This is a genomic window from Sinomicrobium soli, from assembly GCF_003285545.1.
GTDB lineage: Bacteria > Bacteroidota > Bacteroidia > Flavobacteriales > Flavobacteriaceae > Sinomicrobium.
On the sequence record NZ_QLNV01000007.1, the window covers coordinates 221,267 to 234,507 of the forward strand.

Here is a 13,241-nt window from a genome sequence, read left to right on the forward strand (position 1 = left end):
TGATTTTTTCTGCGTCCATCCGCGTAATCTGCGGGAAACTCATTCCACCAATGTTTCGTTTTTATCGCCGAGCCATGAAGATCGTAAAGCCATCAGCCTGAACACTAAACTTTAAGGTATGAACGACAACAAAAGATCCAAATAAGGGTACTGAGATTCTTCAATATTGACCCTTTCTTTCAATTCGAGATATTCTTCAACATTTTCAGCTGCTTTTTCTTTGATCTCCAGGTCAATATCATTTGGGATATGCCCTTTCGGAACAGCGTATACAAACCTGCCGTCCTCACCACTTGCTACAGGTAGTTGATAAAAGTCCCTTTCGACAAACTCGCCTTTTTCCACGTTAGTTTTTGAAGCTTCCACAAAAAAATCGACCGCGTGGTCCGGATACCCGAATAAATATCCATAAGCCCTGAACCGGTCCGTCTTATCTTCAAATTCGTACAGGGTAAGCAATATCTCCGGGGAAACCGATGGAGTAATTCCCCGTTTCAGGAAAAAACCGGATTTACCCTTAATCAATTCGGCCACAGATTTTCTGTTGTAGACCAGTATTTCATAAGTTCTGGTGTTTCCATAAACGGATTTAAAGGGTAAGAGAATATAACCGATATTATCATTTTCCAGTAACTCCAGGCTTTTACGGATAAATTCCAGTTCCTCTTTCACTTTTTCGGGAGCTGTAAATTCCGCAGTTACAGAATCAATTGCAAATTCTACATGTTTCACGGTACTAATAGGCTTTAGTCCGCTGTACACCGTATGCAGCCCCTCGTATTCCAATACGCGTTTTGCTAAAGAATCTGCATAAGACAGTACGGTATTGCGGCTGGCCTGTTGTGCAGAGACACTAATTGTAGCAAGCAGAAAAAAGCTTAATGCTGTTTTTATAATATTTTTCATCTGTTTGTTTTTGACGTCTGAAGTCCGGAATCCGAAGCCGGAAGTACATTTACTTCAGACTCCGGGCTTCCGGCTTCCGACTATTTCGTCATTTCCCGGAGTGATTAAAATTTATTCATGTCCGTTTCATGTATACAGAAATTTAAAAAACAAGACCCGTTCTCAGATTGAAGTAAGAATAAGCCGTGTCCGGGTTTTGGTGTCTTGTTAACCGGGCATTTATTAAAAGCGTCTGTTTTCCAAAAGGTTTCTTCCATTCCATTTCCAAAGCACCTTTAAAATAATCGGTTTTAAAAAAATCCTGCTCCCTGATGAGTATTTCGCGGGCAAGGTCAAAGGCAGAGGTAGAAAGAGAAGCTTCAATAGATTTCCGGTATCCAAGCATGGGTTTTAAATAAAGGCCCTGAGTAAAAATTTTACCTATGTAAAAAAGATAAGTAGCCTCAGTTTCCAGGAATTGATATTTTACCCGGTCATTGCCGGCCAGGTCTGATCGCTCCTCATTGCTGTAATATAAATCAGCTCCCAGTTGATGGTTTCTGTCCTTCATCAACAAGAGATTAGAGAAAGCGATGCTGTGTGTTTCCGATTCGTAATTTATAGCTTTAAAAACGGGGTCAATTCCTTCTGTTTTCCCGTAATCGATCTTCAGGTCGGATTGCCATTCCGCTTTTTCGTTAAACATGATCCGGCTTCCGATAGTGATATTGCTTTTTACCAGGTTGAGCTCTCCTGAATTTACCGGGTTAACGATGGCATTTCTGGCTGTAAAATCCCCTTGCGCTACTGAGATATCGATAAAACCTTTATAATTTTTTCGTTTTATCCTGGAAAACAGGTGTAAACCGTAAGTATCGTATTCTTGATTTCGCTGAAACGACCTGAACGTATTTTTACTAAAAGTGCCGAGCCCGCGCAACTGATACAATACCAGGTCCTGCGTGGCATAACTTCCTATCAAATTCTCTTCCTTGGTTTGTCTGTAGAACCCTGCCATACCCACATCCAGCCAATCCTTGAGCGCGATTAATTGTCCTAATTGTACATAGATCCGGTTATGCCGGTATAACGGCCGCGGCTCATTGTTTCTATTGGAACTTCCTACCGTATATTCAATCCGTACAAAAGATCTGGCAGCCCTAAAATAAGACGGGCTAAGCACAGCCAGCGAAAAATCAACCCTGCCACCGGACCAGGGACCACTATGGGTATCTGCCAGCCGGTAAGGATTTTGGTCTTCGTTATCGCTCTGTAATAAATAATCCCTTACGCTCTTCAGGTTTTTTTCATAATCAAATGAACCGTTAAAAGCCCAGTTACCAATTGCTTTTTGCGATTGGGAACTAAATTTTACCGTACTGAATTGTGAAGTTTCGAATACTTTATGCAGATCACCTTCACCATAGTTATAACTGAGGTGGGCCTGGTAAAATTCCCTGAGGCCGGACGCTAATAAATAAGGATGAGAATTGTTCCATTCCAGCCTTTTTTCCCTGCTGTAAAACGACCAGTCTTTTTGGTTATCCTGAGCTATCAGCCTTCCGGTAACACAAAAAAGGAAAATTGAAATACAACTTATGATTCTCATCCCCATCCTTATTTAGTACGCACCGGGTTGCGGGTTACTGCTCGACTCAAAATCTTCACTACTGTTGTTCGTATCGATAAATAAGATATTTCCGTCGATGCTTGTCGATTTTCTGATGATGGACTCTCCGGTATAAGTATCGGAAACATGTGTAAACCCGACATCCAGACTCGATGGTATCCTTTTAAAATTGCCATCCTCTTCACTTCTTAAGGCCTCCACCGCATCTATGACATGGGTTGCAGGAACTTTTAACACCTGGGGGTAATCAGGGCCTGCATCGGGAATAGCCGCGCGTTCCAGGTTTTCAATATCTTCGCCTCTCCAGATAATTGTACCGGGCCCGAAAACACTAACCAGTGAAAATGTAGTATTAAACGGATGGTACAGCATTTCCAGGTTAGGCACATCAGGCGCATCGATATCGCGGGTAGACCCTTCTACAAAAAATTCCCAGTCGGCACCACTTAAATCTACGGGGCTTCCGGGATTGGCTTCTTCGCTTTGGTGGTTAATTCCCTGTTGAGCTATGGTTATACTTGAAAAAGGTTCGAGGATATGTTCTTCACCAGACCCGGGAATTCTCCAGGCTGTGCTGATGTATACATGCGAATCGTCATCGGTGAACGGCGAAGGAATGCTGCCGGGATTTATTAAGCCGGAAACTCCATACACATCAGAAATAATAAGTCCGTCCAAAGCAATAGGTTCACTGGAATTATTATAAATCTCGAAAAACTGATCAAAGAAATAGTTGGAACCCTCGGGAGTTTTTGAACCTGAATAATAAACCTGGCTAATGACCAGGTTTCCCACTATCGAACCTGCCAGCCTGATATCCAGAACGCTACTGGCAGTTGTATGATTAAGGTTAAAATCATTATCGAGATAGTTCAGGTTGATCTCTACTTCATTACCGGTGACTGCCAGGGCTTCTTCCCCCTGCAGTAATTTACCGGCCTGCACATTGTAGGTACCCGGTACCAGTCCGGAAAAGGTAGCCATCCCGTCGGCATCGGTGGTTTGCTCAAATTCCTGTCCGGAGGCATTATCAACCATTGTTACCCTTACACCTACAGCGGTTTGTATTTCGAAATCTTCAGGGTAAAGCACATGTACACTCAACTCCAGCTGTTCCAGGCGCTGATTGTCATCATCTGAACTACAGGCCATGAAAAGCCAGAAGAACGATAATAAAAGGATTAAAGACTTGTTTGTTTTGTGTTTCATCGTGATTAAGAATTAAGTTAGAATTGATAATAAATTTCGGCTCCGAAAAAGAGTTCGAGGTTTCTTTCGGTATAATTTCCACTTCTTACACTTTGATAAAGCGGCCTGTGGTTATTGATGTTGTTCACATAAAAGGCAAAGCCGCGCCCGGGCTGAAACTCTTTGTTTAACCTGAGGTTAAACAGGAGCAGCGGCGGCATTTTTTCCTGCAGCAGCATATCCCTGTTGATCTGGTTCCAGTACTGCCGGTATTCAAAATTTTTGCGCTCTTCCGGGCTTAAGGGGGTTATGATGCCGTTTTTATCCAGTAGTGCCGTGGGATACGGGCTAAATCCCGTCATTTGCTCTGTTTTGAGCCAGGTGATCTGTGCCAGCGAAGATATAACCATTCCCGCCTTGGGAATACGGTGTATGAAGCGCAGGGACGTATTAAACTGACTGGAGACATTTCCCTGTCCCGCCTGAAAATAAGGGATATATTCCGAATCAGGATCCCGGTACACAAAATCAGGCTGCGCCTGCTGCCCGTTGGTGTAGCTTTCAGATCTTATATAAGCACCGTTTACGTTTAAAGATGTTTTTAAAACTTCCCACTCCGGAAAGTTGATGGTATATTCTATTCCGGTGTTATGAATGTCCCTGTTGTTGGCCGGGGCATCATACCCCAGGAACCTTTTCTCGTACCGGGCGGGAGTATCGGACAGGATGGGAGGAGCATTTTCAGGACTTTCCCGGATACTGTAAACAGGGTAACCGGCAATATAAGGGTGGCGGATAAAGCCTGGCCCGTTTTTAGTGTTTTCCTTAAAATAGGTAATTAGAAAATCAATATTTCCCAGGTTCCCGTCAAGTCCGGCCTCAAACTTTTCCGTAGTGTAGCTTGTTATATTACCGGCGTCCGGATCCAGCTTTCTTGTGGTTACAATCAATAGCCTTTCATTGGGGTTGTTGGCATAGTGGTTAAAATTTATCAGGTCGAAAAACCTGGGGCCGGGCGACAGGTAACCAAGACCGGGTGTCTTTGAATTTATTCCGTAAGCCGCCCTGATCTTCAGATGAGGCAGCACCTCAAAAGAACTATTAATCCTGGGTTGTAAATCCTGACTTATCAAGCGGTTTTCAGCTCCCGACAGAAAATAGCGATCTCCCCGCAGCCCTACCTGCCAGGCCCATTCCCTATCGGCTATTACCAATGAGAATTGATCTTCAAGATAAAAACTTAACTGGTTCAGCGTGGGAACATCATCAAAACTCCTGGGACGATCGCCGGCATTATAATTTTGCCGTGGCGGAGTTAGCAAATCAAACTGCCGGCCCGGCCCTTTATTCCGGTCCAAACGAAATTCGGTTCCGGCAACGACTCTATGCGAAGTATTGAAAATGCGTAAGAATTTGCTCAATTCCAGGCGGTGGTAATAATTAAACGGCCTGCCCGCTACGGTAGTCTCGTTTCTATATCTTGCGGTCCCGTAAGGCACCGCTCCCGTGGTATCGGTTACAAATGTAGGCCGGGGCCCTACGTTGGTGGTGATAAACTCTTCAAAGAAAGAATTTTGTATACTGTAAGAAGCTGAAGCATTTATTTTTAAATGATCGAATACGGGATTATCTACAGGGGAATATGAAATATCGGTATTCCATCTGAACCGGTAATCCTCGGAACTCCAGCTTCTTTGGGAGGGTTCGTTTTCGGCATCCCGGCCACGGGTAGCCACATTACTGCTTATATACAATTTATTTTTTATAAGCATCTGGTTATCCGGAAGTACCCTTATCTGATGTCCTGCCGATACTGAAATTCGTGTAAACTCATTCAGCACATCCCTGGGGTCCGGTTTTGAATTGGTAAGATCGAGGTCCAGGCTTAAGGCCTGACCGGATTCATCAAGATCAATTCCTGCGCCGGCAGCAACCTGGAATAGATTTGGGTTTGCTCTTAGCCTTATATTAGGTGAAAATCCACCGATTCTCGTATTTACCAAAACGGCACCGGCCGTAAAATTGCCATGTCTTGCCGAAGGTACTCCCCGGATAACCTCTACAGATTCAATCTGGTCTGCCGGAATCTGCCGTAAATCGAATCCGCGGTTTACCACCGACTGGAAAGGTGGGGAAGCCCCCGGATCGGAATTCAGGATATTTACGTTATATTGGAGGTTGGCATCATTAGACACCGGACTACCGTCCATTATCAGGGCGGTCCCCAACTGGGCCACGGCATTGCCTGCCGAATTGGTGGGCGTTTGCCGCAGGAGGATTTGCTGTGGTGAACTTAAATCGGGGTTTATCGCCAACTGGCCGGGTAACAGTTGTAATACATCGCGCAGACTGGACGGCTGGACGTGCTCTATGGCAGCTTTTTCAATGAGCGACCGGGTGCCCAATCCATTGCTGTTTTCCCTGGCCGTTACGATAACCTCGTCAATTTGAAGGTTCCTGCTTCGAAGCTGTATTTGAACATTTAATCTGTGGCTATGTAAAATAAGAGTATCCAGGCTTACATACCCCAAATGAGTAATGTTTAAGTGATGTTCGTTTTCACCGGGATTTATCTTTATGGAAAACCTGCCTTCCAGATTCGTAATGGTAGAATGGCCGGAAGTGTTTTGGCGAATCAAGGCGCCTGTTAAGGGTTCATTTTCTTCATTATGAACAATACCGGTAATAATGTTGTCCTGGGCACTTATGTACCCAATAACCACAAAGTAAAACAAGGCCGGCAGGAGAAACTTCATTAATGCGATTTTGTTGCAAAAATAGAATTAATTTCATTAAACGCAACAAAGTAGCATTACTATTTTGAAATTGCCGATGGATCCTTATGAAGTTATCTACAACCCAAAAAAGAGGCTGTCTTCTTCTAAAAAAAACGACCGGAAAACAGTGACTCCTTTACCAGATATTAAATGCTCCCTAAATAACTATTGTTAACTTTGCACTGATGAAAGAATTTATAGAATACATCCTGCAGTTCGGTAATCTGAACGTGCAGTAAATAAACCTTATTAACAGGAAGGCCAAAGAAATAGAACTTAATAAAGATGACTATTTTTTAGAAGCAGGCAAACTTTCCGTTGCACTCACCTACGGCCCCGGCAGACTTTTTATACTTCAACAAATACATGAAACCATGATTCAATTAGCCAGGCTGGGGTTAAATTAATAATATTGTAGTCGGTTTAAAAAGTACATCAAATGAAAACTCTCTTAAAATTAGAAGAAGCTGCAATATTGCTATTTTGCATTTTCTTATTTAGCAAATTAAATTTTGCCTGGTGGTGGTTTCCTGCACTATTGTTATTGCCGGATATTGGTATGATTGGCTATGTTGTAAATCGTAAAGTCGGGGCATTTACCTATAACCTGACACATCATCGCCTGATAGCGACAATGGTAGCATTATATGCCATTACTTATGGTAACGATTCCTGGAAACTAACTGCTGTCATACTTTTTGCCCATATTTCTTTTGACAGAACTTTAGGGTATGGTTTAAAATATAATGACAACTTTCAGCATACTCATTTAGGTACTATTGGAAAAAAAAGCATAAACTGAATTAACTATATCTATAATGGACTCATCCTGAGTTATTATAATTTGCTGGAAAACCCTCTTTTGCACCAGCTCACCACCTGCCCCCCTTCACTAAAAACAGCTCCCTGCTGGCCCGGTCCTGTCTTTTTCTCTCCTCATAGCTATGGCCATATGGTTCGAAAAACCTTCATCCGGGTACAATCCGATCACTTTCATTCATAAAAATTTGTTAAACATGATGTAGGTATTTAGGTAATTACCTAAATTTGTCCCATGGAATTATTAGAGGTTATAAAGTCATTATCAAACGAAACACGTTTAAACATTCTTGAATGGTTAAAGGATCCCTTTGCCCATTTTCCGGAAGAAGAGTTGAGCCGGGACACACCGGAATTAGGGGTATGTGTGTCCGATATTGCTAAAAAAGCCGGGATGTCCGTCCCTACTGTCTCAGATTATTTAAAGACCATGTCTGCTGCAAATATTCTGATTGCTACCCGAAAGGGACAGTGGACGTATTATAAAAGAAACGAAAAATCAATTCAGGATCTGGCAACGCATATTAAAAATAAACTATAATTTTTTTTGTTTAACTTTTAGGTTTTTACCTAATTACATAAATTTACAAATATGAAAGCAGCAATGTTAAAAGAGTTCGGCCCTATTGAAAATTTTGAAATTGTAGATATACCAAAACCTGAACCCGGATTCAAGGAAGTTTTGGTCAAGGTATTTGCAACTTCCGTAAACCCTTTGGACTACCAGGTTCGGCGTGGGGATTATAAAAATGAACTGGAGCTACCGGTTATTACAGGTCACGACATTTCCGGTGAGATCGTAGCGCTCGGACCCGGGGTGGAAAATTTTAAAGTCGGTGACGAAGTGTATTATACTCCGGAGATCTTTAATGGCCCCGGGAGCTACGTTCAATACCACGTTGCACATGAGTCTATCATGGGTTTAAAACCAAAAAGCCTGAGCCACCTGGAGGCCGCAACCCTTCCCCTGGCCGCAGGAACAGCCTGGGAGATGCTGGTTACCAGGGCGCAGCTCAAAATCAACCAATCCATTCTGGTTCACGGTGGTGCCGGTGGTGTAGGCATACCAACCATTCAAATTGCCAAGGCTATGGGAGCCATTGTGTATACCACTGCCAGAAAGGCCCATCATCAATTTCTTCTGGAATTGGGTGCAGACTATGTTATTGACTACGAAAATGAAGACTACCTTCAGGTGGTCAATCAATTGACAAACCATAAAGGCGTTGATGTCATCATCGATACCATAGGAGGCGATACACTTTCCGATAGCGGAAAGATACTCAGTCAGCTGGGGCAGGTAGTTACATTGGTCGACATAGAGAAACCCCAGAACCTTATTGAAGCATGGGGGAAAAATGCCACTTATCACTTTGTCTTTACCCGGCAGAATAGAAATAAACTGGACGAATTAACTAAATTGGTAGAAAGCAAAAAGCTAAAACCGGTTTTAAATAAGGTCTTTCCCTTGTCGGAGATTGGTAAAGCCCATAGCTTATTGGAATACAGAACAGGTGATAAAAACTTCTATGGCAAAATAGGAATAGAAGTGGAAAAAGAAGCTTAACAGGTTTTTCAATACACAACAATGACCTCCCCGAGCTATGATCGGTGCCTAAAATGGCAGGAGGTCAGTTGTTTACCGTGATAGCTCAAATCGAAAAACAGATTCTATTTTAAAACAATTAAAAAAATATAACAATGAAAGCAATTGTATTGAAGGCCCCGGGAGGTGCAGAAAACCTATCCATTCAAGATTTGGACAAACCGGCCGTCACGACGGGCGAAGTATTGGTCCGGGTCAAAGCGATAAGTATCAATCCAGTGGATGTAAAATCGAGATCTGGTAAAGGAGTATATGGACGGATAAAGGATGAAAATCCTCTTGTTTTGGGATGGGATATCTCGGGTACGGTTGTTGAAAGCCACGATACTAAATTTCAAATTGGCGACGAGGTATTCGGAATGGTAAACTTTCCCGGTCATGGAAGGGCGTATGCAGAATACGTAGCAGCCCCGGCATCGCAACTAGCCCTTAAACCTCAGAACATTACCCATGAAGAGGCAGCCGCAGCAACTCTGGTTGCCTTGACCGCCTGGCAGGCCCTGGTCACAAACGCCAACGTCCGGAAAGGTCAAAAAGTCCTTATCCATGCCGCTTCAGGAGGAGTGGGTCACATCGCGGTCCAAATTGCCAAGTATTTAGGGGCCACGGTGGTCGGAACATCTTCTGCAAAAAACAGGGATTTTGTATTGGGGCTTGGGGCTGATGCACACATCGATTACCAGGGCTACGACTGGGCTGCCCACCCAAGGGAATTTGATTTTGTCCTCGATACCATCGGAGGCGACAACATAGACCTCTCTCTCGAAGTGACCAGGGAAGGCGGAAGTATCATCAGTATTCCTACTGGATTGAACGAGGAAGTCACCTCCAAGGCCGCTTCCAAAGGGGTAAAAGGCTATTTTATTCTGGTACAGTCCAATGGTGCGGATATGGAACAGGTGGCATCACTTTTGGAAAAAGAGATCCTAAAACCACATATTTTTGAAACTTATGGTTTCGATCAGATACAAGAAGCCCATTTACAGCAGGAGACCGGCAGAACAGTTGGGAAACTGATCATTACCACATAATACCGGATCCCCAGCAAGCCTGTAAGTAATCCGATGGACACGTCACTTACAAGGTTCCAGGACCAGACAAAAAAAGCTTGCCTTATACAGGGCGAGCTTTTTTCAATTTCAATGCTTCTTTTACGACTGTTCAATCTACCCATATAGATTTAATATTAACAAATTCCCGTATACCGTAACCAGAAAGTTCCCTCCCGTACCCGCTATTTTTAATACCCCCGAAAGGCAACCTGGGATCTGAAGCTACTAATTTATTCACAAAGCTACTCCCGGCTTCAAGTTGTAACGCCACTTTTTCTCCGCGTTCTTTATCTGATGTGATAACTCCCGATCCCAAGCCAAATCGGGAATTATTCGCCAGTGCAATGGCTTCACTTTCGTCCCTGGCCCGGATAACCGAAGCTACCGGACCAAAAAGTTCATTGTCAAAAGCTTCCATCCCTGGTTTTACATCTGCAAGTATTGTCGCAGGATAATAGGCTCCATTCCCTTCGGGCATTTCTCCCCCTATGACTAACCGCGCCCCTTGCGAAACGGTTGTGAGAACTTGTTGATGTAGTTCATCACGTAGATCAAATCTTGCCATAGGACCATAAAAGGTGATCTCATCCATGGGGTCTCCCATTTTGGCATTTCGCATCTTATTTGTGAAAATTTCCAAAAACTTATCGTAAACCGGTTCGGGAACAATAAAACGTTTGGCTGCTATACAGGTCTGTCCATTGTTCTGTAATCTTCCCAACATAGCAAGCTCTGCAGCAGTATCGAGGTCTGCATCATCCAGTATAATATAAGCATCACTGCCCCCGAGTTCCAATACAGTTTTTTTTAAATTGGCTCCTGCTATAGCTGCTACTGATCTTCCTGCGGGGTCGCTCCCTGTAAGGGTCACCGCCACGATATTTTTATCTTCTATAAGATCTTTAACCTTGCCGGCACTTATATTCAGATTGGTAAATACCCCTTCCGGAAATCCTGCTTTCACAAAAGCATCTTCCAGGGCAAAAGCGCTTCCCTGTACATTGGATGCATGTTTCAGCACACTGGTATTCCCTGCCATTATTGCCGGGGCTGCAAAACGGATCACCTGATAAAACGGAAAATTCCAGGGCATCACGGCTAAAATGACTCCCATCGGCTGAAAAGTAACATAACTCCTGGTTGCCTCGGTGTTTACTATCTCTTTTGCCAAAAAACTTTCTGAGTTATCAGCATAGAAGCGACATATCCAGGCACATTTTTCAATTTCCTTTCTCGCCTGTACAATGGTTTTTCCCATTTCTATCGTAGCCAGCCGAGCGTATTCTTCTTTATCGGCATCGAACAGGTCGGCAAGGGCATACATTAATTTCGAACGTTCGGCAAAGCTTGTTTGCTTCCAGGAAGTATACACTTCGCCAGCCAAAGCTGTTTTTTCTTTAGCTTCTAAAATATCTATCCTTTCGTATACGTTTTCAGTTTCCCCGTTAGCAGGGTTAATCGTTATGGCTTTACTCATAATCTAATTTTTAAGTTGACTGGAATATTTTTTTATCAATAAGTTCAAAATCTTATGGCTAAGAGAATAGTCAATAGCTAAATCTATAAGATGAACTCCTTTGGAATTCATTACTTTTTCTAAGGTTTGATTAAATTCGTCTATCGAAGCCGGGCGGTAGCCTTTCGCTCCAAAACTTTCAGCATATCTAACAAAGTCAGGGTTACCGTATTCCAAACCATATTTCTCAAATCCTAAATCCTCCTGCTTCCATTGAATCATGCCATATGCATTATCATTTAAAATAATCACTACCAAATCTAACTTCAGGCGTATGGCGGTCTCCAATTCTTGGGAATTCATCATAAATCCTCCGTCCCCGTTTATGGATATTACCTTTTTATCCGGATTTAGTTTTTTTGCAATCATAGCCGATGGTAAACCTGCTCCCATTGTTGCCAATGCATTATCGAGAATTAAGCTATTTTGTAAATAAGCCGGGAAATTTCTGGAAAACCATATTTTATACATTCCATTGTCCAGGGCAACTATACCATCATCTGGAAGAATATCCCTTACAATCTTTACCAAACGCTGTGGTAAAATGGGAAAGCGATTGTCCTTTTCATATTTTGTCAGACGGCTGGTAACATTCTTTTTTATATTGAGAAAGAAATCAATGTTCCAGCTATTGGCCAAGGGTTTTAGCTTAACAGTCAATTGAGAAACACTATGGGCTATATCTCCGATTACATTTAACTGAGGGAAGTAGACTTCATCTATCTCTGCGGGAAAAAAGTTGAGGTGAATTACTTTGCGTTTGTCTTCAGCATGCATGAAAAAAGGAGGTTTTTCAATGGTGTCGTGCCCAACGTTAATAATAAGGTCTGCTTCCTTAATTGCCTCGTGTAAAAAGTCGTGATCAGATAAAGCGGCGGTACCCAGATATAAAGGATGACGTTCGTCGATAATTCCTTTTCCCATTTGGGTATTAAAAAAAGGAATACCTATGGAATCGACAAAACTTGTAAGAGCGATACACGCCCTCTTTCTATTGGCTCCGGCACCTATAAGCAGCATTGGTTTCCCGGCTTTCGCAATCATATCTGCAGCCTTTTGAATAGTCTTTTCCCTGGCATAGGGAATGTTGTAATCCACCACTTCAAACATCCTGTGATTTTCCACTTCCTCTACTGCAATGTCCTCTGGAAGCTCAATATGAACCGCTCCGGGTCTTTCTTCCTGGGCTAATCGAAATGCTTCCCTAACCATAGAAGGAATATGTGCACTTTGTGTAACCTGTTTGGTATATTTGATAATTGGTTTCATCATTTTAGTGACATCCAGAATCTGGAACTTTCCCTGCTTACTTTTTTTTATCGGCTTTTGCCCGGTAATCATTACCAGGGGCATTGCTCCCAATTGGGCAAAAGCTGCAGGGGTCACTAAATTAGTAGCACCGGGGCCCAAAGTAGAAAAACAAACCCCGGGTTTACCAGTTAACCTTCCATAAGTTGCGGCCATAAAACCGGCACTCTGCTCGTGCCTGGTAAGAACGAATTCAATTTTTTCTGATTTCCTGACAGATTCCAAGAAGTCTAAATTTTCCTCTCCCGGAAGCCCAAATATATATTCAACGCCTTCATTTTCCAAAGCTTTAATAAATAAGTCTGATGCCTTCATAGTGTTTCAATGATTAATTGATGGTTGATGTAGCGGATGTGTAAAAAATTGTTCTTACCAAAAGTGAGCTTTTCCTGTTCCTTTAATTTTAAAGTTAATAATAGAGTCAGTTTTCGAATAATGTACATTACCTTACGTTAGAGAT

At 42.7% G+C, this 13,241-nt stretch carries 10 protein-coding genes; 4 read left to right on the forward strand and 6 right to left on the reverse strand.

The genetic code is table 11. From position 1 onward, the window contains the following. Positions 1-111 precede the first annotated feature (111 nt). From DN748_RS11325 to DN748_RS11340, 4 genes are all read right to left on the reverse strand, one after another. Positions 112-906, reverse strand: a complete 795-nt coding sequence (locus tag DN748_RS11325) for a hypothetical protein (protein WP_112371936.1) — start codon at positions 904-906, stop codon at positions 112-114. A 142-nt stretch (positions 907-1,048) separates the two neighbouring features. Then, the gene (locus DN748_RS11330; protein WP_112371937.1) at positions 1,049-2,494 is read right to left on the reverse strand and encodes a DUF6850 family outer membrane beta-barrel protein; all 1,446 of its coding nucleotides are present in this window, start codon (positions 2,492-2,494) and stop codon (positions 1,049-1,051) included. A gap of 12 nt (positions 2,495-2,506) precedes the next feature. Continuing rightward, positions 2,507-3,724: a DUF4876 domain-containing protein gene (locus tag DN748_RS11335; protein ID WP_112371938.1), complete on the reverse strand. Its 1,218-nt coding sequence runs from the start codon at positions 3,722-3,724 to the stop codon at positions 2,507-2,509. Between the two features lie 17 nt (positions 3,725-3,741). Next, on the reverse strand, positions 3,742-6,459 hold the full coding sequence (locus tag DN748_RS11340; protein ID WP_112371939.1) for a TonB-dependent receptor: 2,718 nt from the start codon (positions 6,457-6,459) through the stop codon (positions 3,742-3,744). 460 nt (positions 6,460-6,919) lie between these two features. Here DN748_RS11340 and DN748_RS11345 point away from each other — a divergent pair, with 460 nt between their 5' ends. The 4 genes from DN748_RS11345 (at position 6,920) to DN748_RS11360 (ending at position 9,936) form a co-directional block, all read left to right on the forward strand. Continuing rightward, positions 6,920-7,282: a DUF4260 domain-containing protein gene (locus DN748_RS11345; RefSeq protein ID WP_112371940.1), complete on the forward strand. Its 363-nt coding sequence runs from the start codon at positions 6,920-6,922 to the stop codon at positions 7,280-7,282. A 252-nt stretch (positions 7,283-7,534) separates the two neighbouring features. Then, on the forward strand, positions 7,535-7,840 hold the full coding sequence (locus DN748_RS11350) for an ArsR/SmtB family transcription factor (RefSeq protein WP_112371941.1): 306 nt from the start codon (positions 7,535-7,537) through the stop codon (positions 7,838-7,840). Between the two features lie 51 nt (positions 7,841-7,891). Beyond that, positions 7,892-8,866: a zinc-dependent alcohol dehydrogenase family protein gene (locus DN748_RS11355; protein ID WP_112371942.1), complete on the forward strand. Its 975-nt coding sequence runs from the start codon at positions 7,892-7,894 to the stop codon at positions 8,864-8,866. Positions 8,867-9,000: 134 nt separating this feature from the next. Next, positions 9,001-9,936 carry an NADP-dependent oxidoreductase gene (locus DN748_RS11360; RefSeq protein ID WP_112371943.1) on the forward strand — a complete coding sequence of 312 codons (936 nt, stop codon included), beginning with the start codon at positions 9,001-9,003 and terminating at the stop codon, positions 9,934-9,936. 130 nt (positions 9,937-10,066) lie between these two features. Here DN748_RS11360 and DN748_RS11365 read toward each other — a convergent pair whose 3' ends face one another. Next, positions 10,067-11,434 (reverse strand): NAD-dependent succinate-semialdehyde dehydrogenase, encoded by a 1,368-nt coding sequence (locus DN748_RS11365; RefSeq protein WP_112371944.1) that lies wholly within the window; start codon positions 11,432-11,434, stop codon positions 10,067-10,069. A 3-nt stretch (positions 11,435-11,437) separates the two neighbouring features. Next, the gene (locus DN748_RS11370) at positions 11,438-13,096 is read right to left on the reverse strand and encodes an acetolactate synthase large subunit (RefSeq protein WP_112371945.1); all 1,659 of its coding nucleotides are present in this window, start codon (positions 13,094-13,096) and stop codon (positions 11,438-11,440) included. Positions 13,097-13,241: the final 145 nt, after the last annotated feature.

Excerpts from the sequence above, each read along its gene's own strand:
- DN748_RS11325 (WP_112371936.1), bottom strand. The coding sequence starts at position 906 with ATGAAAAATATTATAAAAACAGCATTAAGCTTTTTTCTGCTTGCTACA.
- DN748_RS11330 (WP_112371937.1), bottom strand. The coding sequence starts at position 2,494 with ATGAGAATCATAAGTTGTATTTCAATTTTCCTTTTTTGTGTTACCGGA.
- DN748_RS11335 (WP_112371938.1), bottom strand. The coding sequence starts at position 3,724 with ATGAAACACAAAACAAACAAGTCTTTAATCCTTTTATTATCGTTCTTC.
- DN748_RS11340 (WP_112371939.1), bottom strand. The coding sequence starts at position 6,459 with ATGAAGTTTCTCCTGCCGGCCTTGTTTTACTTTGTGGTTATTGGGTAC.
- DN748_RS11345 (WP_112371940.1), top strand. The coding sequence starts at position 6,920 with ATGAAAACTCTCTTAAAATTAGAAGAAGCTGCAATATTGCTATTTTGC.
- DN748_RS11350 (WP_112371941.1), top strand. The coding sequence starts at position 7,535 with ATGGAATTATTAGAGGTTATAAAGTCATTATCAAACGAAACACGTTTA.
- DN748_RS11355 (WP_112371942.1), top strand. The coding sequence starts at position 7,892 with ATGAAAGCAGCAATGTTAAAAGAGTTCGGCCCTATTGAAAATTTTGAA.
- DN748_RS11360 (WP_112371943.1), top strand. The coding sequence starts at position 9,001 with ATGAAAGCAATTGTATTGAAGGCCCCGGGAGGTGCAGAAAACCTATCC.
- DN748_RS11365 (WP_112371944.1), bottom strand. The coding sequence starts at position 11,434 with ATGAGTAAAGCCATAACGATTAACCCTGCTAACGGGGAAACTGAAAAC.
- DN748_RS11370 (WP_112371945.1), bottom strand. The coding sequence starts at position 13,096 with ATGAAGGCATCAGACTTATTTATTAAAGCTTTGGAAAATGAAGGCGTT.